Below are 18,340 nucleotides of genomic sequence, written 5' to 3'. Positions count from 1 at the left end.
CCCCCACCCGCCGACACCGGGCCCCCGCCGGGCCAGGGTTGTTCACCCCGCCGCCGACCTCACTCCTCGACGACGAGCACGTCGACCCGCTGGACCAGGTTGTTGGCGAAACCACCCCGGTTCCACGGCTGCTCCACCGGCTGGGTACGCCCCGACGCGTCGGTCGCCCGCGCGGCCAGCGCGTACCGGCCGGGCTGCGGCGTCCACTCGTACCGCCAGCGCCGCCAGGACCACTCGCCACCGCCCGGCGGGTCCAGGACGGCCGGCGTCCAGGTCACCCCGCCGTCCGTGGTCACCTCCACCCCGACCACCGGGCCGTGCCCCGACCAGGCGCGTCCGTCCACCGTGCACGGTCCCGGACGCAGCACCCTGCTGCGGGACATGAAGTCGGGGAAGCCCGGCGGCCGGACCAGCGCCCGGGGCTCGATCCGGGTCACCGGCACACCCGGGTCGTCGGCGTCGCGCCGCAGCCGGTAGGCCACCGCGTTCTGGTAGCCGTCGAACTCCCCGGTCAGCACGTTGATCGACCGTAGCCACTTGACGTGCGCCATGCCGTACCAGCCGGGGACGATCAGCCGCAGCGGTGCGCCGTGCTGGGGCAGCAGCGGAGCGCCGTTCATCTCGTACGCCAGCAGCACCTCGTCGCGCAGCGCGTCGGCGACCGGCAGGGCCCGCTGGTAGTCCTGCTCCACCCCGCGTTCCACACCGTGGTCGGCGCCGGTGAACACCACGTCCACCGCGTCGGGCGCGATCCCTGCCTCACGCAGTAACGGCGCCAACGGGGTGCCGGTCCACTCGGCGTTGCCCACCGCCTCCACCAACCACGGCTGGCTGACCGGGCGGGGGTGCAGCAGCGCCCGCCCGTTGCCGGCGCACTCCAGCGTGACCCGCCGCGTCACCCGGGGGCGTTCACGCAGCTCGGTCAGCCCGAGCCGGAGCGGCTGACGTACCGCGCCGTCCACGGTCAGCGTGTGGGTCACCGCGTCGAGGTCGGGGATGTCGTAGTGGATGAGCAGGTAGTGCAGGCCGGCCGGGGTGACGTCGTAGCGCAACGCCTCGAGCGGGATGCCGTGGTTGCGGGCGGCCAGTTGCAGCTCCTCCGCGCTGATCGCCTCGTCCGGCCCGGCGACCCGCGACGGTCGGCTCACCTCGTCGATGGTGGTCATCGGTGGCCTCCCGGTCTGCGCCCGCCTGCGATGCCGCCAGCCTAGCCCCGCTGCGGGGCCGACACCGCCGGACCACGGCCGTCCCCCCTGCGCTCTCCCCGGCCGCCGCCGGCACAGGGGTATAGCAGATCGACAGGCCGGGTGGGCGTTTTCCACAGCCGGTCCCGTCATCCACAGCGGACAGCCGGTCCGTGGCGTCGGTCCGCCGGCCCCGACATGCTGCGGTGATGCGTACAGCACTGCGGCAGGTGGCGGCCCTCGGGGCCGCCGTGCTCATGTTCGGCCCCCACTGGGTTCCCGGACGGTCCACCCCACCCCGGTCCACCCCACCCCCGTCCGCCCCGGTCCGGGCCGGGCCGGCCCCGGTGTTCCGGTGGCCACTCGACGGGCCACCCCGGCCGGTGCGCCGGTTCGACCCGCCTCCGCTGCCCTGGCTGGCGGGTCACCGGGGCGTGGACCTCGCCGCCGTACCCGGGGCCGCCGTCCGGGCCGCCGCAGCCGGCACCGTGCTGTTCGCCGGCATGGTCGCCGGCCGCCCGGTGGTCACCGTCGGCCACTCCGGGGGGCTGCGGACCACCTACGAACCGGTCCGCCCCGAGGTGCTCCCCGGCGACGTCGTGGCGGGTGGCGCACCGCTGGGTGTGCTGCTGGGCGGGCATCCGGGCTGCCCCGTGGCGGGGGTGTCCACCCCGACCGGCGGGTGCCTGCACTGGGGGGTCCGGCGGGGCCAGGAATACCTCGACCCGCTGGCCCTGCTGGGGCTCGGCCCGGTCCGGCTGCTCCCGGTGGCGACACCCGCCGAGGTGGGTCTCCTCCGGGTCGACGGGCCCGGCGACTCCGCCGACCGGTTCACCCCGGATGCCGCCCCCGGCGCTGACCATCTGCTGGTCCGGCGCGGCGGCCCCCCGCTGGTCCGGATTGGCGCCCTCGACACCGGTCAGCGGTGGGACCAGGGGCCGGACGGGATCGCCCGGCGGGACGGACGGCCACCCTGCCGGTGCGGTCAGCGCCCGGCAGGAGCCCCGTCACCCCTGGGCCAGCAACGCCGGCAGCCGGGAGGCCAACCGCTCGTACTCGTCGGGGGTGTTGTAGACCTGACCGCAGAGCCGGAGCCACCCCCGCCCGTTCCAGGCCATCACCGACACCTCGGCGGCGAGCCGGTCGGCGATCCGGGCCCGCAACGCCCCGGCGGCCTCCAACGTGCCGGCGACGCCCGGTGGCAACGGCACGATCCGCATCGCCACCCCCGGCCCGCCCGGGTCGGGCAGGTCGGTCGGCGGCACCCCGAGCGCGTCGGCGACCACCCGCTGCCCGTACGTCGCCAGTGCCGCGTTGTGCGCGCGGACCCGCTCCAGCCCGAGGGTACGCAAGGTGTAGAGCCCGGCCGGGGCGCTCAGCCAACCCGTGTAGTCGAGTGTGGCCTGCCACTCGACGTTGCCCGGGAAGCCGCTCGCCTGCTGCCAGGACACCACCAGCGGCTCGATCCGGTCCCGCCACCGTGGGGCGACCACCAGGACTGCCGTGCCACGGGGCGCGTACCCCCACTTGTGCAGGTTGCCCACCCAGAAGTCGGCCCCGATCGCGTCGACCTGGACGGGCAGCATCCCGGGCACGTGCGCGGCGTCCACCAGCACGGCGACGCCGTGCTCGCGGGCCACGGCCACCAGCGCGGCGACCGGCAGCAACCGGGCGGTGGCCGAGGTGAGCTGGTCGACCAGCAGCAACCGGGTCCGTCCCGGGCGCAGCCCGGCCCGCACGATCTCCACGAGCTGCGCGTCGCTGGCCGACAGGGGCAGGTGCAGGCTACGGGCGGTCGCACCCGTCCGGCGGCATTCCCGGGCGACGGAGAGGTGCACCGCGCCGTACCCGTGGTCGGTGCTGAGTACCTCGTCGTCGTGGCGCAGACCGAGTGACTGGAGGGCGACGGCCACCCCCGTGGTGGTGTTGCCGACCAGGGCGGTGCCCTCCGGATCGGCACCGAGGAAAGCGGCCAGGTGCCGCCGGGTGTGGGCGAGCCGGTCGGTCAGTGACTGGCCGAAGAAGCGCTGCGGGTTGGCTTCCATCTCGTCGCGCAACCGCTGCTGGGTGCGCTGCACCCCGACGGGCACCGCGCCGAACGCCCCGTGGTTGAGATAACTGACCGAGGGGTCGAGGGTGAAGAGCAGTCGGGCCCCGGGAATCGACTCGGGCGGCGGCGGGACGCTCATCCGGTGATCGTAGCCCGCACGCCGGGGCCCGCAGGACCGATCGTCGCCGGCCACTGTGGTCCGACGCCCCCTCGCTGCGGCGGTCGGTCCTGCGGGCCGGCCGGTTACCCGGCGGCGGTCTACGCCTATCTGACGCGCCGGGGCTGGCGGGACTGGCCGGGCCGGAGCTGGTCGGCTGGCAGGTCAGGCCCGGGGGTGGGCCTGGCGGTAGGCGGCACGCAACCGCTCCATCGACACGTGGGTGTAGATCTGGGTGCTCGCCAGGGACGAGTGCCCCAGCAGCTCCTGCACCGCCCGCAGGTCCGCGCCGCCGTCGAGCAGGTGGGTTGCCGCCGAGTGGCGCAGCCCGTGCGGGCTGGTCGGAGGCAGCCCGGCGGCCCGGGCGTAACCGGCGACGATCCGTCGGGCCATCGTCGGGTGCAGCCGGCCGCCCCGGGCACCGAGGAACAGTGCCCGGTCGGATTCCGGTCCGGCCAGTGCGGGCCGGCCGACCGCCAGCCACCTGTCGACGGCCCGCTGCGCCGGCAGCCCGTACGGGACCGTGCGCTCCCGGTTACCCTTGCCGAGGACCCGGACCACCCGACGGTCGTGGTCGACGTCCGTGCTGTCCAACCCGCACACCTCGCTGATCCGCGCCCCGGTCGCGTAGAGCAGCTCGAGCAACGCCCGGTCACGCAACAGCACCGGATCGTCCGCCGTGGCCGCCCCCGGCGCACCGGCACCGCCCGGTGCGGCAGGCCCGCCGTCGCCCGGGGCTTCGACGAGGGTGGCGGCCTGGTCGGCGCGGAGCACGACAGGCAGCTCCCGACGGGCCTTCGGAGTGGCCAGCGGCGCGGCCACGTCCGTGGCCAGCAGGCCGGACCGGTGCGCCCACGCGCTGAAGGTACGCACCGCGGCGGCCCGCCGGGCCGACGAACTGCGCGCCGCGCCTGTCGTCCGCTGCTTCGCCAGCCAGCTTCGCAACACGCTCAGGTCGAGGTCGGCTGGCTCGGCACAGCCCATCCGGACGGCATGGTCGAGCAGCGAGACCAGGTCGGCCACGTACGCCCGGACGGTGTGCGCGGACCGGTTGCGCACCTGGGCGAGGTGGGCGGCGAACTCGTCCACCGCGTCCCGCATCGCCGGCGGCAGTGCCTGGTGGGTGACCCGGGTGCCCGCACCGCGTCGACTCATCGACCCGCCTCCGCCAAGGTCGACCGGTGGTGGCACCCGCAGGGCGGCGGTGACCGACGGGGGAGCGAGCGGTCGTCCGGGGCCACCCGCCCAGCTTACGGACGCAGGCGGGTAGGGCGACGGGTCAGGCGAACGTGTTGGCCACGGCGACCCGGGCCGGATCCGGGTCGGCCCAGCTCCAGTTGGGGTGGGCGCGGTTGGTGAGCAGCACCAGCACCCGGCGTCGGTCGGGTTGGACCAGGAACGAGGTGCCGGTGAACCCGGTGTGCCCGAAGGTGGTGGGCCGGGCGAGCTTGCCCATGAACCAGGGCTGGTTGAGCACCACGCCCAGGCCGTGGTCGGAGGTGCGGCCCGGTCGGTCCGGGTCGACGGCGGGCAGCCCGGTGTTGGCGTTGCGCAGCATCCGGGCGACGGTGCTCTCGGCGAGGATCCGCTTCCCGCCGTAGCTGCCGCCGTCGAGCAGCAACTGCCCGATGACCGCCACCTCCTCGGCGGGGGCGAATATCCCGGCGTGACCGGCGATGCCGCCGAGGTGGTTGGCGACGTCGTCGTGCACCACCCCCCGTAGCAGCCCCCGGGAGGAGCGGGCGTCGGTGGCGACCAGCCGGTTGGCCCGGTCGGTCGTGCCGAGCCAGGTGTTGGGGTTGAACTCGGTGTAGCGCAGCCCCAACGGCGTGGTCAGGTGGGTCTTCAGGGCCCGGTCGAGGCTGAGCCCGGTGACCTTCTCGACGATCTTCCCGGCCACCATCAGGCCGACGCTGGAATAGCGGAACACGGTGCCCGGGGTGGCGCCGCTGACCAGCGGCGTGGTCAGCACCGCGCGCCACCGCTCGGCCATCGTCGCGTAACCGGTCACCTTGGCCCCGACTGGCAGACCGCTGGTGTGGGCCAGCAGCATCGCCACGGTGACGGTGGACTTGCCGGCGCCGGTGAACTCGGGCAGGTAGCGCACCACCGGCGCGTCCAGGTCGATCCGGCCGCTGTCGACCTGTTGCAGGGTGAGGATCGCGGTGTAGACCTTGGTGAGCGAGGCCAGGTCGAAGATCGAGTCGGGACGCATGGCGACCCGCTTCGCCGCCGGCAGCAGCACCGGGCCGGCGTCGTAGCGCAGCGCCTCACCGACCGCCAGGTGGTCGGTCGGCTCACCGTCGGTCACCGCCAGCACCACCGCCCCGGCGTACGTCGGGTGCTTCGGGTTCTCGGTGGTCGGCTGGAGGTAGCGCTGGAGCGCCACGGTGAGGGTGCGCGGCTTGCTGGCCGGGACCGGGGTGGTGCCCCGGGCGGCCGCCCCCGGCTGGCGGGCCGCCGCAGCACCCTGGCCTCCCTGCGCACCGTCGACCGGCGTGGCGGTGGCCCAGGAGCCGGCCGGCGCGGTGGGCGGGTTCTTGGCACAGCCGGCCAACCCGAGGGCGGCGGCGAACCCGAGACCGAGCACGGAACGACGGGGAATCGACACGGCAGCGATCATCGCATTCGTACCGACCTCGGGCCAGCGCGATCTACGGCCGGCGTCGTCCCGGGTGGACCGGCCCGCTCGTGGGGAGACCCCTGTCGGTCAGGACGTCGTCGCCAGAGATCCGTATGTCTCGACCGCTCACCGTCGGACCAGGGCGTAGCCGTCGTCGTGCCGGCTCACCAGGCCCAGCTCCGTCAGCAGGGCGAGCTTGCGCAACGCCGTGCGGATCGGCACGCCGGCCCGGGCGGCGAGCGCGTCCGCACCGATCGCACCGCGTCGGGGCATCGACTCGCGCAGCATGGCGGCCTCGTCGTCGAGGACGTCCGTGGGACGGTCCGCGCCTCGGGCGGGTGGTGCCAGGTCCGCCCCGATCCGGCCCACCTCCTCCAACACGTGCGCCAGCCCGGTCACGAGTCGGGTGCGTTCGTACTCACGGAGCAGTTCGTGCGCGCCCACCGACAGCGCCGAGGTGACCGGGCCGGGCACCACCATCGCCGGTCGTCGCAGGGCGATCGCGCGGTGCATGGTCTGGGCCGCGCCGCTGCGGGCCGCCGCCTCCACCAGCACACTGCCCCGGGTGCCGGCGGCGATCACCCGGTTACGGATCAGGAATCGGGGACGCAGCGGCTCCGCACCGGGCAGCCACTCGCTGATCAGCAACCCGGTCTCGGCGATCCGGTCGAACAGCGCGGAGTTGCCCATCGGATAGGGGCGGTCCACCCCGCACGCCAGCACCGCCACCGTCACCCCACCGGCGTTCAACGCGCCCCGGTGGGCGGCGGCGTCGATGCCGAACGCGCCACCGGAGACCACCGTCCACTCCCGGTCGGCCAGGCCGTACCCGAGTTCCGTGGCGACGTGTACGCCGTACCCGGTGGCGGCCCGTGCGCCGACCACCGCCACCGAGCGGTCCAGCACCTGGGCCAACGGCCACCCGCCACGTACCCAGATGCAGAGCGGTGGGGCGGTCTCCCGGTCGACCTTCCGGCTCGCCCCGGGCAGCACCAGTCCTTCCAGGTCGCCCAGCTGGGTGGGCCACTCGTCGTCGTGCGGGGAGATGATCCGCGCGCCGAGCCGGTCGGTGAGCGCCACCGCCTCGGCGGCGACCGGGCGGGGGTCGCCCGCGTGCAGCCGGGCCGCGACCGCCGCCCGCAACGTCTCGTCGGGTGCCCCACCGTCGAGCAGGAGGTCCAGCGTGGCGACCGGACCGAGCCGGCCCACCAGCCGGTGCACCAACCGGGTGCCCGGCTCGGTCAGCCAGGTCAGTGCCACCCGGGCGTGCAGATCTTCGGTGCTGTTCACACTTCCTCCCCCGTTCTCAGGCCGGTGGCCTCCCGGACGTCCTCAAGATCGGGCCGTGGCCGGCCGTCAAGATCGGCGATCGTCCAGGCGAGCCGGATGATGCGATCGAAGCCCCGGGCCGACAGCGAGCCCCGGTCGAGCCGCCCCCGTAGTTCGGCGGTGGCCTGGGCGGCGAGCCGCCACGGTGGTCGGCGCAGCAGCGGGCCCGGCACCTCCGCGTTGAGCCGGTGCCCGACCGGGGCCCACCGTTCGGCGGCAGCCGCGCGCGCCACCGCCACCCGGGCGGCGACCACCGCCGACGGTTCGCCGTCCGGGTCGACGCCCATCAGTTCGGCCGCCCGTACCGGCAGCACCCTGACCTGTACGTCGATCCGGTCGAGCAGGGGACCGGAGAGCCGGCCGAGGTAGCGCCGTCGCACCAGCGGACTGCACTCGCAGAGCGAGTCGCCACCGGGCTTCGCGCAGGGGCAGGGATTGGCCGCCATGATCAACTGAACCCGGGCCGGGTAACGGGTGCTGCCCCGGGCCCGGGTGAGATGGACCTGCCCACTTTCCAACGGTTGGCGCAGCGCCTCCAGGGCTCCTTTGCTGAACTCGGCTGCCTCGTCGAGAAAGAGCACCCCCCGGTGGGCCAGCGACAGCGCGCCGGGCCGGGCCAGCCCCGAGCCGCCGCCGACCAGCGACGGCACGGTCGCCGAGTGGTGGGGTGCCTGGAAGGGCGGCCGACGCAGCAACCGGCCGTCCGGTGGCAGCGTGCCGGCGATCGAGTGCAGTGCGGTGACCTCCAACGCGGCCTCGTCGTCGAGCTCCGGCAGGATCGACGGCAGCCGCTCGGCGAGCATCGTCTTGCCGGCACCGGGCGGCCCCAGCAGACAGAGGTGGTGCCCGCCGGCCGCCGCCACCTCCAACGCCCGCCGGCCCAGCCCCTGCCCGGCGACGTCGGCGAGATCCGGCCCGGACGGCGTCCCGGCGGGAGCAGCCGGCGGCGGCTCCAGCAGGGGAGCGCCGTCCCGGACGAAGGCGACGAGCCGGTGCAGGGTGTCGACGGCGCGCACCTTCACCCCCGGGATCACCGCCGCCTCCGCCGCGTTTCCCACCGGCACGACCACCCGGCCCAGCCCGGCGCGTACCGCCGCGGTGACCATCGGCAGCACGCCGCGGACCGGGCGGACGGTGCCGTCGAGCCCCAACTCGCCCAGGACCACCACCCCCTCCATCGGCAGCAGCGGCAGCTCACCGGCGGCACCGAGCAGGGCGACCGCGATGGCCAGGTCGAAGGCTCGACTGGGACTCTTCTAGTTGCGCCGCCTGACCTGGGAAGTTTGGAGGAACCTGTCCATCGGGACAACACCTTCCGGTGTCCGCTTCTCCAGCAGGTCGGCGTAGTTGTCCCACCGGCGCTGGTCGTTCTGGGGCTCGTCGCGTAAGCGGATGACGTTCAAAAGGATTCTCAGGTTCTCGGCTTGCTGTTCTCTCAACAACTGGTAGCGGTATGCGTCGATCCGGTCGCTGTCGGCCCGGTCACGAAGCCGAAGGTAGATGGCCGTGGACAGGGACCAGCCGGCGATGGATGCCAGGCCGAGCGCGAGCACAGCGATGACGTGGGTGGTGTTGCCCGTTGAGGTGGAGCCGTGGGTCGCCTCGTAGGAGTACAGGGCACCGATGGCTACGAATGCTGCGACGGTGGTGGTGATGGTGGCGGTGAGGAGCCAGATCGGCGGTCGTGTGACTTGTCGGCGCGCGAGTATGCGTTCGATGGCGAGGGTTTCTTTGCGGGGGCTGATGGTGAAGGCGTCGGTGTTGCCGCCGGCCTGGGTGTCGTCGTCGCTCATGGGGTGGTGCTCCGTCTCTGCCTGAGGTGGGGTGAGATCGGAGACGCAGGTCGCGGGCTGCGTCTCGCCGTGTCCGCTCCCGGGGTGGGGAAGTCCCCGGGTGCGGTGGCGGTCAGCCGGGTGGTGCGAGGTGCACGGCGGCGGTGCGGTCGGGTGTGCTGTGAGGCGGCATGGTTGGTCCCCCCGGTAACCGTGCGCTTTGTGTGCTGTTGATGGTGCAACTTTCACGGATCGGCAACCATCGTCTTGCTGGCTGCGTTGTTACCTGTTCACGCTAGTCGGGTGTGGTTCGTTCGGTTGACCCCTGTTTGGGGGTCTCGGGGCAGGGCTGACCTGCCCGGCTGTCTGCGGTTTGAGTAGCCGGATCTTGTGCGTTAAGTAGTCGACCTTCACCGCAATCGACGCAGCATGCAACTGCCACTGGTACCGACAGGCAAATAGCGCAAAACTTTGCGCATGTCGTGTCGGTTGGGCGACTGTCGCTAGCGTGCAGGCCAGGCTGGGCCTGGGATGGTCCACCGGTCGCCGGGCAGTTTCTCGGGCTGGTCTTGCCCGTCCCGCCAGACGAGGAGTATGGGAACCCCATCGGAGGGCGGGATGTCCATGTCCTCGCGTTCGGGGGCGAGCGGCATGCGGGTTTCGATGCGCACCACGCCGGTCATGTCGATCGGACGTCTCGGGGGCTCCTGCCGCACGCGTGAAGTGTGGCCCTGGCGTACGACGATTAGGCCCTCAGCGCGCAGGGTGGCGATGGCTCGGCGCACCAGCTCGCGGCTGACCCCGTGGGTTTCCTGTAGCCACCGGTCCGACGGGATGGGGTCGCCTGGCTTGAGCTGCCCGGTCAGGATTTGGGTGCGGAGCAGCGCGGCGAGGGTTTGGGAGCTTGGGCGCGGCTGTCCCGGGTGGACCACGCGCTAAGTGTCTGGCAGCGGTTGGCAGCCGCAGCGGGGGACCATGTTGGTACCAGTGAGGGCTTTTCATGGTCCGGCCCGCACTCTACGGGGGGAGGGCGCGGGCCGGGGTGGTGCTGGTGTCCGCAACCTGGGGGATGGGCGGACACCGGAGGGTGATGTTACGCCGGTCGATGGACGATGGTGTGCCCCGGCGACGCGATGTGCCGGGCGTCGGCGGTCGACGGCCAACCGCCGTCATACGCGCCGACGGACGCCACCACCCGACCCCGGTATCCGGACGGCGAGCTGATGCAGAGGTTGTCGGTAGCCGTCCATGGGCTCGGCGTCGCAGCGGTGGCCCGCTCGCGCATGAGGCGTGCGGCCTCGCGTAGGGGCGTCAGGTCCATCGTCTGGGTCTCCTCCTCGTCGGGTCAGACGTAGTCGGCGAGGATGCGGGCGGCGATGTGGGGCAGGGTGTCGGGGGCGCAGATCGCCGCGCCGCGACGCCCGTGGTCGTCGTCGAGGTGCCAGCCGTGTTCGGGGTCGTCGAGCCAGCGCAACCAGACAATCTCGTCGAAGTTGGCGATGGGAATGTTGCACTGCTCTTCGTCGAGGTCCATGGCGTTGAGGTCGACGGGCACATCGCGGGCGATGAGCAGGTCAACAACGGCACGGACGTAGGCAGAGCCGGTGAGGACTTCGGTGGGCACGGTGCTCTTCCCCCTGCGGTCAGGCCGGGCTGTTGCCGGCGGCGGCGTACACGGGGCTGTTGGCGGGGAACCGTTCGTTGACCTTGGTGATGCAGTCGCCGACCACCCGCTCCGGGTCCAGGCCGAGACTCCCGATCGCCACCAGCGCGGTCAACACCACATCCGCCAACTCCCCCGCCACATCCTCCCGGGTGTGGGTGACCCCCTTGCGCGGGTTCTGGCCGATGGTGCCGATCCACGCCGATGCCACCTCCCCGGCCTCTTCGGTGACTTTCAGGATGCGCAGACCGATCTCCTCACGGCCGGTGCCGTTGATCCGGTTGAGCTGGGCGACGACACGGCGGGCGATGGCGTACAGGTGGGTGTCGGTCATGGCATCTCCTTGCGGTTGGTGACGGCAGCGTGTGCGGCGTAGCAGGCGATCGTCCACAGCCACGACGCGTGATGGTCGACTGCCCGGTATCGAACGTCGGCATGGGTCAGCGGGTAGTGGGAGGTGGCGGCATGCCGGGCCGCAAGCGCATCCCGGGCGGCGTCGATGCCGGCCTGCGCCTGGGGCCAGGTGAGCACCCCGGCGTGGTGGTATGCCGACGTCATGATGGGTGAGACGCACGCGTAGGCGGCGAGGTCGTCGAGGGTGTGCACGGGTGGCAGGTTGCGGATGGTGTCGGCTTCGGCGGTCATGCCGGCCTTGCCAAGCCATCCGGCGGTGATGCCGGCCAGGCTGGTCAGGGCTGCGGTGGTGTCCGGGTGCAGGGTGGTGTCGGTCATCGGCGTCGCCTCGGTCGGGTGCCGGTGAAGTGGATGAGGGTGATTGCGGCGAACACGGCCAGCACGATCAGTGCGCCGATCAGGGCGTCAGGCATGGTCACACACCTTCCGTTCCGTCTTCGCGGCTGCCGCTGCCGACGGTGCGCCAGGTGAGGGTGTCGAGTTGGACGGCGTACGGGCGGCGGGAGATACGGAACTCGTCTTCGCGGATCATTCGGAACCCCGTTCGTGGGTGGCGGGTCAGTGCCAGGTGTCGTCGTACGTCTCGGCGGCGGCCTTGTAGCCGGCCCGGTCCGCGTCGGCGGCGCTGCTGGCGGCGACCACCTGAACCCACCGGTGGGACATCGTCGACTCGTAGCGGCCGTCCACCTCGTGGTCTCCGGCGATCACGGCCAGCACCCGGTGGGAGGCGCACAGTCCGTTGTCGGCGGTGCCGATGACCGTCCACCGGCCGTCGAGGATCGGGGAGTCGGGGCTGGTGTTGGGGGTGATGTGGCCGGCAATGCGGAAAGCGTCCCGGGTGGCGGTGATGGCCTGGTCGGCGGTGTCGGCCTGCACGAGGGCGGCATGCACGGTGTGCCCGTACACGTCGGCGCGGCCGGGGATGGCGGCGAACGGGTGGGCGGTGTGGGTGTCGTCGATGCCACCGGCGTGGGTGACGGTGGAGATGACAGTCCAGGTCTTCATCGGGGCTCCGTTCGGTTAGCTGTCGAACCAGAAGACGATGCGCACGTTCTCCGGTGCGCCGAGCTTGGACAGCAGTGCCAGCCGGCCGAAGTACCACTCGCCGAGGAAGTCCCGCACGGTCGTCACCTCCGGCTCCTCCTTGGCGCGCTGGTCGAAGAAGGTTTGCTCATAGTCGAAGCCGACCAGTTCGGCGAGCGTCAGCCAGGTGTGGCTGTGGCCGTCGGTATCCCAGCGGTCGCTTTTGGCCCGCACCTCGGGTGACACGTCGGCTGGCAGGTCACGCGGCGGTGAGATCACCGGCACCCTGGAGTAGTTGCGGACGTCGGCGAGGAACCCGAACAGGCCGTAGCTGCGGGCACCATCGAAGGGGCAGTGTCGATCGTCGGGGTACTCGTTGTCGGGGAAGGCGTCTCCGGCGTACTTCCAGGTGTCGCCGGTGCGGGTTTCTACGAAGGCGTGGATGTCGCATCCCATGGGTGGGGCTCCGTTCGGTCAGTTGGCGGCGGTGGGAAGGGTGACGCCGTGCTCCCCGGCCTGCCGTGCCAGGTCGGCCCGGAGGCGACGCGCGGCTTCCTTGACGTGCGCGTGCACCGCCCGCATCTCCTGCGCCGACTCGACCGGGTCGTGGCCGCAGTCGGGGGTGGTGCAGTGGTGCTCGCACAGGAGTTCGCCGATCTGCCCGGACCGGTCGTAGGTGGCGAGGCGGTGGAGTTCGGCGTCGATGAGACGGAGGGCCGTTTCGGTGAGCTGCTGGTCGGTGAGCATTGCGGGGCTCCGTTCGTCAGTTGGTGGTGCTCGTGGTTGCTGCGGCCCGGCAGGTGGTCGAGCAGTAGTCGTGGCCGCCCGGCTGCGAGACGAGCCATCCGGACTGGCGGGCCTGCTGCCGGACCTCGCCCGGGGTGCCCTGGTCGCTGTAGGCGTTGCCGCAGAGGCCGTTGACGTCGCCAGGGCCGTTGCACCACACCTCGGCGTAGACGTAGAAGCCCATGGCGGTCAGCCCTCCGCCAGGGTGTGGAGGCTGGCGAACCGTTGGCGGGCGTCGTCGCTCATCGGGGTGCGCCACACCCCGTCGCGCTGCACGAAGCCGAGGGTGGCCGGGTTCAGGCATTCACCGTCGCGGCGGTGGGCGTCGAAGCCGGTGATCCCGCCGAAGGTGTGGTGGCAGACGGAGCAGTGGGCCTGCGCGGGGGTGGGCAGGGTGCAGGTTCTGGGGCAGGGCATCAGTCGTTCTCCATCGTGTTGCGGACATCGCGGCGACCCGGCAGCTGGTAGTCGGCCTGCCATTGACGCCGCTCCGACCGCTTGGCGCGCTTACGCAGGTAGCGGTGGCCGCCGTCGGCCTTCTCTTCGCCTCGCCAAAAGCTGCGGCCGGCTCCACGGTTTCGCAGGATCACACCTCGGCTGGCCATCACGGGCTCCTCAGGGAGGGGTTCGACAGGTAGAAAGTGGGGTGTCCACATCTACTTTACCCCGCCCCTGCCAAAGTGGGTACCCCACATGCGAGACTGATCAGGTGCCCGACAGACACCAGCGCGACAAGACGACATTCCGCCCACCGGCCGAGGTGAAGACGGACGCGCAACGAGTGCTGGCCGGGCGCGACTGGACACTCAACGACTTCCTCGTCGCCTGCATGGTGCTGCTCGCCAAGAACCCCGACGCCATGCTCGACCAGCTCAAAGAGTTCCGGCCAGCACCGAAGAAGGGCCGACCGCCGAAGCGCAGCCCGCAGTCGCCTACCTGACAGACGCCCGTCTAAACGGCCCATCCCCCCGCGCCGACCACCAGCAGCACACTCGGCCGGTGACCAAGCGATTCACCACCAAGCAGACCATCGGCATCACCCTCACCAGCCTGTTCACCCTGTGCTGCTGCGGCGGGGGCATCACGGCCGCGTTCAACAGCGACACACCGAAACCCGTGTCAGCGCCCACCACGTCCGCGTCGGTGGAGGTGCGGAAGCTGGGCGGGGCGCTCGCCAGCCTCGACCCCACCGCCGCCAGCCCGACCCCCGACCGGACCGCAGCCACCACCACGGCCGCCCCGAAAGCCACCCGCACCCCAACCGCACGCAAGACGACCAGCCTGCCGCGCACCACCGCACCCAAGCCGAAACCGAAACCGACCCCCGCGAGAACCACCGCCTCCGTGCAGAACGGGGTGCATCCGGGGGCATACTGCTCACCCCGGGGCGCGCTCGGCCGCACGGTGAAGGGCACCCTGATGCGGTGTGGGCCGTCGGCGACAGACGACCGCAACAGGTGGCGGGCCGCCTGACCCCGCACACGCCGAAGCCCCCACACCCGGACGTGAGGTGTGGGGCTTCGGTGATCGTGGCGCGGCCGGCGTCAGCCCCGGTCGACGGTCAGCTCCACCACCGCCTGGTCGCAGCGCACACACCGCAGCGTGTACAGGTTGTCAGGGTCGACGTGGCCGGTAAGCTGCAAGCCGTGGTCTCGGTCGTGTCCCTGCCCGGCGGCGACGGCGGTGAGCCGCCGCCAGAACGGTGTGGTGGCGAAACCGTCGGCGGGGACGGTGAGCCGGACGGCGGTCATCGGCCGGTGAGGATCGACCCGTACAACTGGCTGTTGTCGCCCAGCTCCACGCGAACCCCGCCCGGTTTGGTGGAGCCGCCCCACTCCGCGTAGGTGAGGACGGCTTTGACGCCGGGATGCTGGCCGGCGCGGATCACGTCGGCGACAGCGGCAGCCCACGACACCGGGTCAGCGGGGGATGCGTCCACCGGTGGTGCTGGTGGCGGCTGCTCCCACGTGCCGGTCCACGCCTGCCCCGACTCGGCCTTCACGAACTGCATGCGGACCTTGTCGTTGAGGGTGACACCGACCGGTTTCGGGCCGCCGTCCGCCGACCAGCGGGACACCGAACCGGCCCATGGCTGTGCAGCCAGCGACTCGGCAAGCCAACCCTCGAAGTCGTGGACCCTCAACCCAGCACCAGCTTCTCGTCACCGAAGTCGGCGACGATCTGAAGCTTCCCACCAAGCGCGTTGATGTACTTGGCGATCGTGCCGATCTCCGTGGCGGGCAGCTCACCCTTCTCGATCGCCGACACGCGGGCCTGAGACACGCCCATGATGTCGGCGACCTGGGTTTGGCTCATGTCGTGGCGCTGCCGCACCTCGGCGAGGCGTGCCGCACGAATCTCGGCGATCATGTGCTGCTTGTGTGCGGCGACTTTGGTTTCGTCGAGTTCGGCGCGGGCGCGTACGTCCCGCCAGTTGCTCACCATCAGTGTTGTCCCTTCAGCTCCTGGAGATGGTTGTCGTACAGGGTGTCGGCGGCGGGGATGCTGGTGCGGTACCAGTCTTTCCACTGCCCGTTTTTGTCTCCGGCGATGAGGAGGATTGCTGCCCGGTTTGGGTCGAAGCAGAACAGGATGCGCACTTCGCTGTTGCCGGCGCTGCCGGGGCGGAGTTCTTTCATGTTGCGGTGGCGGGAGGCTTTGATGTGGTCGACGAGAGGTCGGCCGAGGGTGGGGCCTTCGTGGGCGAGCATGTCGATGGCGGCGGCGATGAGGTTGGCGGATTCGGGGTCTTCCTTGGCGAGGGTCAGGTACCAGTCTTCGACCTGCTCGGTGAGGTTGATGTCCCACGAATCCATGCAGCAACTATAACACTGGCGTTGTGGGGCGGGGTAGGGGTTGGTGGACCTCACCCGGTGGTGGCGTCGCCAAGGTCGGTGGCTGGCGGGATGATGCGGGCGCGCAGCCGCTCAATGTCGTCCGGTTCCGCGCGGGTGTGGGTGTGGGTGTGGGCTGCGGCGACGGACCGGCGCAGGAACTCCGCGAGTTCGGGCCACTCGTCGGGGCCGGGCCGGGCCGGGCAGGTCGTCTACTGATGTGATCTGCCGGCGGGTCGGCGGTTCAGTCATTGGCGCTCCCGTGTTAGACGCTGGCCGGGGTTGTGTGACATGCCGTGTCGCAGACGGTGCACCACAAGCCGAGGTCAGCAGGCCCCGGGTTCGACAGGCCGGTGCAGGTCGGGCCGGTGGCAGCACACGTCGAAGCCGCCGTGCACCCCGCATTCCGTCTCCCCCGAGGTGGGGCAGAACCACATCTTGCAGGGGGTGGCGTTGTGGATGGCGTCACGGAGGTCGTCGTCCCGTTCCATGATCCGGATGCCGTCGGCGAGGCCGGTGAAGGCGCGGCCGAGGGCGCTCATGGCGGCGGCGCGGGCCACGATCTGGCGCGCGGTGCTGTCCGACACGCTGCGGATGGGGGAGTCATCCACGGCGTACCTCACCGATGTCTTGCCCGTCGTCACACCACCGGCGGTACGTGGCCTGCGTCGTCGCGTCGTCGAGGTCCGTGTCGGCGATGACGATTGCGTACTCGTCTGATCCGGTGTTGGCGGCGCGTAGGTGCAGGGTTCCGCCGCTGAGGTGGTTGATGGCTTGGGCGAGGTGGTTGAGGTCGGGTTGCTGCCGCCAGTCCCAGGTGATGACGGCGGCTCTCGGGTTTTCGGTCATGGCGGCCTCTTGGGGTTGGGGTTGGGGTTGCTGGCCCGCTCAGATCGCCTCGGGGCGTTTCGGCCGTGGCGGTGGTGCGGGGCGGCATGTTCGGGGCTGTACGTCGATTGTGGCGGGCGCACGGGGCGGTTACGTGCCGGCGTCGCCCCACAGTGCGCGGGCAAGCCGGTCCCACGCCGACTCCCCCCACAAGGTGACCGTGCAGTCATGCCCACACCCCACCACCCACGGCGCACCCGCCTTCTGCTCGGCGTCGCTGGCAGGCCGCAGCACTGTGCAACCCCCACCCGTCCACGCCGAGGTGTGATGCCCGCAGTCGGGGCACACCGGGTACGCCGGGTCGACGGCGGCAGGCTCGGCGGGGCGGGGGGTGGTGCGGCGGCGCAAGGATGCGGGGGCGCGGCGGCGGCCGGTCACCGGACGTCCTCCCCACCCAAAATGATGCGCTTGCACGCGCACATGAAGGCGTCACCCTGGTCGCTCCAAGCGAGGAAGTGCAGCCCGGTGCGGCAGCAGCCAAGCCGAGCCATGCGAGCCCACCGGTAGCGGGGCAACAGGTGGCCTTCGACATGCTGCGCGGTAGACCTCATCGGCTCGCTGTCGCCCCCGTAGTCGTGGTCGGGCAGCCAGTGGTAGAGATGGCCGCCGCTCTCCGTCACAAGGCCACCCTGGGAGCGCACGACGCCAGGCTGGGCGGTTGGGTCGGTCATGGTCTTCCCCGTTCGTCAGTCGCGTTCGGCGGCGGTGGTCAGCACGCACGGCACGCCGGCCGGATGCTGCGGGTGGGCGACCTCGGTGCAGCCGTAGCAGCACAGGTCGGCGGGTGGCTCACAGTGCCCGTTGTGCAGGTCGCAGCAGGACTTGCCGACTTCCGCCAGTTTCGCGGCCAGGTAGCGGCCGACGGCCCGCTCCCACAGTGGCTGCCGCAGGTGTTCGGGCAGGAGCTGCGCGGCTTCACCGTTGCTGATGCCGGGGTGGGCGGCGCGGATGGGCCGCAGGTGCGCTTCGAGGTCGTCTTCGACGTGCTGGGGTAGCGGCATGGTTGCCTCCGTCAGTTGGGGGTGATCACATGCCCGCGCTCCCGACACCGGAAGGTGGGCGGGGCTGGGTGGCACAGTGCTGGCAGACGGGTTCGCCGGCCGGTGAGGTGATGGTGCGGCGGTAGCCGGCGTTGAGGATGGCCAACGCCATCGACCAACTGGCGGAGCCGACACCACGCATGCGGGCGTCGGCGATGACGTCCAGGAGCGCCATCACTTCTTCGTCGCTGTGAGGGGCGGGGATCGCGCGGGCAGGGGCCGGGTCAGTCACGGGTTCCTCCGGTCGCCGCCGTCGAGTTCGGCGCGAAGGGCAATCTCCCTTGGGGCGGGCGGCTCGGCACCTTTAAGTACGGCGCTGATGGTGCCGGCGTCCCACTGCAATGCCGCCTCAATGGCGACGCTGGTACGTGGCCGGACGGTGTCGCCGATTCGACCCGCTTCAAGTGCCTGAATGGTGGCGAGGGGAAGCCCGGTCCAGGCGGCGAGATGGGCTTGGGTGATACCTCGGGATCGGCCGAGGCTGGGAATGCTGTAGAGGATGGCGTGGCGTTGCTCGGCGATGGCCTTGCCGAGTAGTCGCGCAACGTCTGCGGTGTCGGTCATGGCTTCCTCCGTC

The 18,340-nt window shown here is 71.6% G+C and carries 29 protein-coding genes and 2 pseudogenes; 3 read left to right on the top strand and 28 right to left on the bottom strand.

Going from position 1 to position 18,340, the window contains the following annotated elements; all coding sequences use genetic code 11:
* Positions 1-59: 59 nt before the first annotated feature.
* Positions 60-1,166: a sulfite oxidase gene (locus AB0B63_RS07485; RefSeq protein ID WP_357015487.1), complete on the bottom strand. Its 1,107-nt coding sequence runs from the start codon at positions 1,164-1,166 to the stop codon at positions 60-62.
* A gap of 275 nt (positions 1,167-1,441) precedes the next feature.
* Here AB0B63_RS07485 and AB0B63_RS07480 point away from each other — a divergent pair.
* Positions 1,442-1,954, top strand: a pseudogene (locus AB0B63_RS07480) (peptidoglycan DD-metalloendopeptidase family protein); the annotation flags it as partial.
* A gap of 237 nt (positions 1,955-2,191) precedes the next feature.
* On the opposite strand, the gene AB0B63_RS07475 reads toward AB0B63_RS07480, so the two are convergent.
* The 17 genes and pseudogenes from AB0B63_RS07475 to AB0B63_RS07395 all read right to left on the bottom strand — a co-directional run bounded on the left by AB0B63_RS07475 (position 2,192) and on the right by AB0B63_RS07395 (position 13,606).
* Positions 2,192-3,373, bottom strand: coding sequence for an aminotransferase class V-fold PLP-dependent enzyme (locus AB0B63_RS07475; RefSeq protein WP_357015484.1), 1,182 nt, complete (start codon positions 3,371-3,373; stop codon positions 2,192-2,194).
* A gap of 183 nt (positions 3,374-3,556) precedes the next feature.
* A complete protein-coding gene (locus AB0B63_RS07470) occupies positions 3,557-4,546 on the bottom strand; it encodes a tyrosine recombinase XerC (RefSeq protein WP_357015481.1) in 990 nt (329 codons plus the stop codon).
* A gap of 124 nt (positions 4,547-4,670) precedes the next feature.
* A complete protein-coding gene (locus AB0B63_RS07465) occupies positions 4,671-6,002 on the bottom strand; it encodes a serine hydrolase domain-containing protein (RefSeq protein WP_357015477.1) in 1,332 nt (443 codons plus the stop codon).
* A gap of 138 nt (positions 6,003-6,140) precedes the next feature.
* Positions 6,141-7,304, bottom strand: a complete 1,164-nt coding sequence (locus tag AB0B63_RS07460) for a DNA-processing protein DprA (protein ID WP_357015474.1) — start codon at positions 7,302-7,304, stop codon at positions 6,141-6,143.
* Positions 7,301-8,581: pseudogene (locus AB0B63_RS07455) on the bottom strand (YifB family Mg chelatase-like AAA ATPase); the annotation flags it as partial. The pseudogene AB0B63_RS07455 and the gene AB0B63_RS07460, both read right to left, overlap by 4 nt.
* 18 nt (positions 8,582-8,599) lie before the next feature.
* Positions 8,600-9,136, bottom strand: a complete 537-nt coding sequence (locus tag AB0B63_RS07450) for a hypothetical protein (protein ID WP_357015471.1) — start codon at positions 9,134-9,136, stop codon at positions 8,600-8,602.
* 482 nt (positions 9,137-9,618) lie between these two features.
* Positions 9,619-10,047, bottom strand: a complete 429-nt coding sequence (locus AB0B63_RS07445) for a winged helix-turn-helix domain-containing protein (RefSeq protein WP_357015468.1) — start codon at positions 10,045-10,047, stop codon at positions 9,619-9,621.
* A 161-nt stretch (positions 10,048-10,208) separates the two neighbouring features.
* Entirely contained in the window at positions 10,209-10,436 is a 228-nt protein-coding gene (locus AB0B63_RS07440; RefSeq protein ID WP_357015465.1) for a hypothetical protein, read from the bottom strand.
* 24 nt (positions 10,437-10,460) lie between these two features.
* Positions 10,461-10,739: a hypothetical protein gene (locus tag AB0B63_RS07435; RefSeq protein WP_357015462.1), complete on the bottom strand. Its 279-nt coding sequence runs from the start codon at positions 10,737-10,739 to the stop codon at positions 10,461-10,463.
* Between the two features lie 19 nt (positions 10,740-10,758).
* Entirely contained in the window at positions 10,759-11,112 is a 354-nt protein-coding gene (locus AB0B63_RS07430; protein WP_357015459.1) for a MazG-like family protein, read from the bottom strand.
* Positions 11,109-11,510: a hypothetical protein gene (locus tag AB0B63_RS07425; protein ID WP_357015456.1), complete on the bottom strand. Its 402-nt coding sequence runs from the start codon at positions 11,508-11,510 to the stop codon at positions 11,109-11,111. The genes AB0B63_RS07430 and AB0B63_RS07425 overlap by 4 nt, the downstream gene beginning before the upstream one ends.
* A 240-nt stretch (positions 11,511-11,750) precedes the next feature.
* Positions 11,751-12,197, bottom strand: coding sequence for a hypothetical protein (locus AB0B63_RS07420; RefSeq protein ID WP_357015453.1), 447 nt, complete (start codon positions 12,195-12,197; stop codon positions 11,751-11,753).
* A 15-nt stretch (positions 12,198-12,212) separates the two neighbouring features.
* Positions 12,213-12,671 (bottom strand): hypothetical protein, encoded by a 459-nt coding sequence (locus AB0B63_RS07415; RefSeq protein WP_357015450.1) that lies wholly within the window; start codon positions 12,669-12,671, stop codon positions 12,213-12,215.
* Positions 12,672-12,689: 18 nt separating this feature from the next.
* On the bottom strand, positions 12,690-12,962 hold the full coding sequence (locus tag AB0B63_RS07410; protein WP_357015447.1) for a hypothetical protein: 273 nt from the start codon (positions 12,960-12,962) through the stop codon (positions 12,690-12,692).
* 16 nt (positions 12,963-12,978) lie between these two features.
* On the bottom strand, positions 12,979-13,185 hold the full coding sequence (locus AB0B63_RS07405; RefSeq protein ID WP_357015444.1) for a hypothetical protein: 207 nt from the start codon (positions 13,183-13,185) through the stop codon (positions 12,979-12,981).
* Between the two features lie 5 nt (positions 13,186-13,190).
* Complete coding sequence (locus tag AB0B63_RS07400) at positions 13,191-13,418, bottom strand: hypothetical protein (protein ID WP_357015441.1); 228 nt, start codon at positions 13,416-13,418, stop codon at positions 13,191-13,193.
* The gene (locus AB0B63_RS07395) at positions 13,418-13,606 is read right to left on the bottom strand and encodes a hypothetical protein (RefSeq protein ID WP_357015438.1); all 189 of its coding nucleotides are present in this window, start codon (positions 13,604-13,606) and stop codon (positions 13,418-13,420) included. Before AB0B63_RS07395 ends, AB0B63_RS07400 begins: the two co-directional genes overlap by 1 nt.
* 104 nt (positions 13,607-13,710) lie before the next feature.
* Between AB0B63_RS07395 and AB0B63_RS07390 the strand changes: the two genes are divergently transcribed.
* Positions 13,711-13,941, top strand: a complete 231-nt coding sequence (locus AB0B63_RS07390; protein ID WP_357015435.1) for a hypothetical protein — start codon at positions 13,711-13,713, stop codon at positions 13,939-13,941.
* Positions 13,942-14,000: 59 nt separating this feature from the next.
* Positions 14,001-14,474: a hypothetical protein gene (locus tag AB0B63_RS07385; RefSeq protein WP_357015432.1), complete on the top strand. Its 474-nt coding sequence runs from the start codon at positions 14,001-14,003 to the stop codon at positions 14,472-14,474.
* Positions 14,475-14,545: 71 nt separating this feature from the next.
* Here AB0B63_RS07385 and AB0B63_RS07380 read toward each other — a convergent pair whose 3' ends face one another.
* The 10 genes from AB0B63_RS07380 to AB0B63_RS07335 all read right to left on the bottom strand — a co-directional run bounded on the left by AB0B63_RS07380 (position 14,546) and on the right by AB0B63_RS07335 (position 18,327).
* Positions 14,546-14,752 carry a hypothetical protein gene (locus tag AB0B63_RS07380; RefSeq protein WP_357015429.1) on the bottom strand — a complete coding sequence of 69 codons (207 nt, stop codon included), beginning with the start codon at positions 14,750-14,752 and terminating at the stop codon, positions 14,546-14,548.
* Entirely contained in the window at positions 14,749-15,144 is a 396-nt protein-coding gene (locus tag AB0B63_RS07375; protein WP_357015427.1) for a hypothetical protein, read from the bottom strand. The genes AB0B63_RS07380 and AB0B63_RS07375 overlap by 4 nt, the downstream gene beginning before the upstream one ends.
* Positions 15,141-15,446 (bottom strand): helix-turn-helix transcriptional regulator, encoded by a 306-nt coding sequence (locus AB0B63_RS07370; protein ID WP_357015425.1) that lies wholly within the window; start codon positions 15,444-15,446, stop codon positions 15,141-15,143. The genes AB0B63_RS07375 and AB0B63_RS07370 overlap by 4 nt, the downstream gene beginning before the upstream one ends.
* Positions 15,446-15,817, bottom strand: a complete 372-nt coding sequence (locus tag AB0B63_RS07365; RefSeq protein ID WP_357015423.1) for a type II toxin-antitoxin system RelE/ParE family toxin — start codon at positions 15,815-15,817, stop codon at positions 15,446-15,448. The genes AB0B63_RS07370 and AB0B63_RS07365 overlap by 1 nt, the downstream gene beginning before the upstream one ends.
* Positions 15,818-16,161: 344 nt before the next feature.
* Positions 16,162-16,446 (bottom strand): hypothetical protein, encoded by a 285-nt coding sequence (locus AB0B63_RS07360; protein ID WP_357015421.1) that lies wholly within the window; start codon positions 16,444-16,446, stop codon positions 16,162-16,164.
* Positions 16,439-16,684 carry a hypothetical protein gene (locus tag AB0B63_RS07355; protein WP_357015419.1) on the bottom strand — a complete coding sequence of 82 codons (246 nt, stop codon included), beginning with the start codon at positions 16,682-16,684 and terminating at the stop codon, positions 16,439-16,441. Before AB0B63_RS07355 ends, AB0B63_RS07360 begins: the two co-directional genes overlap by 8 nt.
* A gap of 413 nt (positions 16,685-17,097) precedes the next feature.
* Entirely contained in the window at positions 17,098-17,394 is a 297-nt protein-coding gene (locus AB0B63_RS07350) for a hypothetical protein (protein WP_357015417.1), read from the bottom strand.
* 15 nt (positions 17,395-17,409) lie between these two features.
* Positions 17,410-17,724: a hypothetical protein gene (locus tag AB0B63_RS07345; protein ID WP_357015414.1), complete on the bottom strand. Its 315-nt coding sequence runs from the start codon at positions 17,722-17,724 to the stop codon at positions 17,410-17,412.
* 25 nt (positions 17,725-17,749) lie between these two features.
* Positions 17,750-17,938, bottom strand: a complete 189-nt coding sequence (locus AB0B63_RS07340) for a hypothetical protein (RefSeq protein ID WP_357015412.1) — start codon at positions 17,936-17,938, stop codon at positions 17,750-17,752.
* A gap of 53 nt (positions 17,939-17,991) precedes the next feature.
* Positions 17,992-18,327: a hypothetical protein gene (locus AB0B63_RS07335; protein ID WP_357015410.1), complete on the bottom strand. Its 336-nt coding sequence runs from the start codon at positions 18,325-18,327 to the stop codon at positions 17,992-17,994.
* Positions 18,328-18,340 lie beyond the last annotated feature (13 nt).

Source organism: Micromonospora sp. NPDC049081 (assembly GCF_040648835.1).
In the GTDB taxonomy this organism is placed as follows: Bacteria; Actinomycetota; Actinomycetes; order Mycobacteriales; family Micromonosporaceae; genus Micromonospora; species Micromonospora antibiotica.
Note: the sequence above shows the minus strand (reverse complement) of the source record. Positions and strands in the feature narration are given on the sequence as shown.

What these genes read in the sequence shown, in the direction of transcription:
- AB0B63_RS07485 (WP_357015487.1), bottom strand. Translation starts at nt 1,166, where the DNA reads ATGACCACCATCGACGAGGTGAGCCGACCGTCGCGGGTCGCCGGGCCG.
- AB0B63_RS07475 (WP_357015484.1), bottom strand. Translation starts at nt 3,373, where the DNA reads ATGAGCGTCCCGCCGCCGCCCGAGTCGATTCCCGGGGCCCGACTGCTC.
- AB0B63_RS07470 (WP_357015481.1), bottom strand. Translation starts at nt 4,546, where the DNA reads ATGAGTCGACGCGGTGCGGGCACCCGGGTCACCCACCAGGCACTGCCG.
- AB0B63_RS07450 (WP_357015471.1), bottom strand. Translation starts at nt 9,136, where the DNA reads ATGAGCGACGACGACACCCAGGCCGGCGGCAACACCGACGCCTTCACC.
- AB0B63_RS07440 (WP_357015465.1), bottom strand. Translation starts at nt 10,436, where the DNA reads ATGGACCTGACGCCCCTACGCGAGGCCGCACGCCTCATGCGCGAGCGG.
- AB0B63_RS07430 (WP_357015459.1), bottom strand. Translation starts at nt 11,112, where the DNA reads ATGACCGACACCCACCTGTACGCCATCGCCCGCCGTGTCGTCGCCCAG.
- AB0B63_RS07425 (WP_357015456.1), bottom strand. Translation starts at nt 11,510, where the DNA reads ATGACCGACACCACCCTGCACCCGGACACCACCGCAGCCCTGACCAGC.
- AB0B63_RS07420 (WP_357015453.1), bottom strand. Translation starts at nt 12,197, where the DNA reads ATGAAGACCTGGACTGTCATCTCCACCGTCACCCACGCCGGTGGCATC.
- AB0B63_RS07415 (WP_357015450.1), bottom strand. Translation starts at nt 12,671, where the DNA reads ATGGGATGCGACATCCACGCCTTCGTAGAAACCCGCACCGGCGACACC.
- AB0B63_RS07410 (WP_357015447.1), bottom strand. Translation starts at nt 12,962, where the DNA reads ATGCTCACCGACCAGCAGCTCACCGAAACGGCCCTCCGTCTCATCGAC.
- AB0B63_RS07405 (WP_357015444.1), bottom strand. Translation starts at nt 13,185, where the DNA reads ATGGGCTTCTACGTCTACGCCGAGGTGTGGTGCAACGGCCCTGGCGAC.
- AB0B63_RS07400 (WP_357015441.1), bottom strand. Translation starts at nt 13,418, where the DNA reads ATGCCCTGCCCCAGAACCTGCACCCTGCCCACCCCCGCGCAGGCCCAC.
- AB0B63_RS07395 (WP_357015438.1), bottom strand. Translation starts at nt 13,606, where the DNA reads ATGGCCAGCCGAGGTGTGATCCTGCGAAACCGTGGAGCCGGCCGCAGC.
- AB0B63_RS07380 (WP_357015429.1), bottom strand. Translation starts at nt 14,752, where the DNA reads ATGACCGCCGTCCGGCTCACCGTCCCCGCCGACGGTTTCGCCACCACA.
- AB0B63_RS07370 (WP_357015425.1), bottom strand. Translation starts at nt 15,446, where the DNA reads ATGGTGAGCAACTGGCGGGACGTACGCGCCCGCGCCGAACTCGACGAA.
- AB0B63_RS07365 (WP_357015423.1), bottom strand. Translation starts at nt 15,817, where the DNA reads ATGGATTCGTGGGACATCAACCTCACCGAGCAGGTCGAAGACTGGTAC.
- AB0B63_RS07355 (WP_357015419.1), bottom strand. Translation starts at nt 16,684, where the DNA reads ATGACCGAAAACCCGAGAGCCGCCGTCATCACCTGGGACTGGCGGCAG.
- AB0B63_RS07350 (WP_357015417.1), bottom strand. Translation starts at nt 17,394, where the DNA reads ATGACCGACCCAACCGCCCAGCCTGGCGTCGTGCGCTCCCAGGGTGGC.
- AB0B63_RS07345 (WP_357015414.1), bottom strand. Translation starts at nt 17,724, where the DNA reads ATGCCGCTACCCCAGCACGTCGAAGACGACCTCGAAGCGCACCTGCGG.
- AB0B63_RS07340 (WP_357015412.1), bottom strand. Translation starts at nt 17,938, where the DNA reads ATGGCGCTCCTGGACGTCATCGCCGACGCCCGCATGCGTGGTGTCGGC.
- AB0B63_RS07335 (WP_357015410.1), bottom strand. Translation starts at nt 18,327, where the DNA reads ATGACCGACACCGCAGACGTTGCGCGACTACTCGGCAAGGCCATCGCC.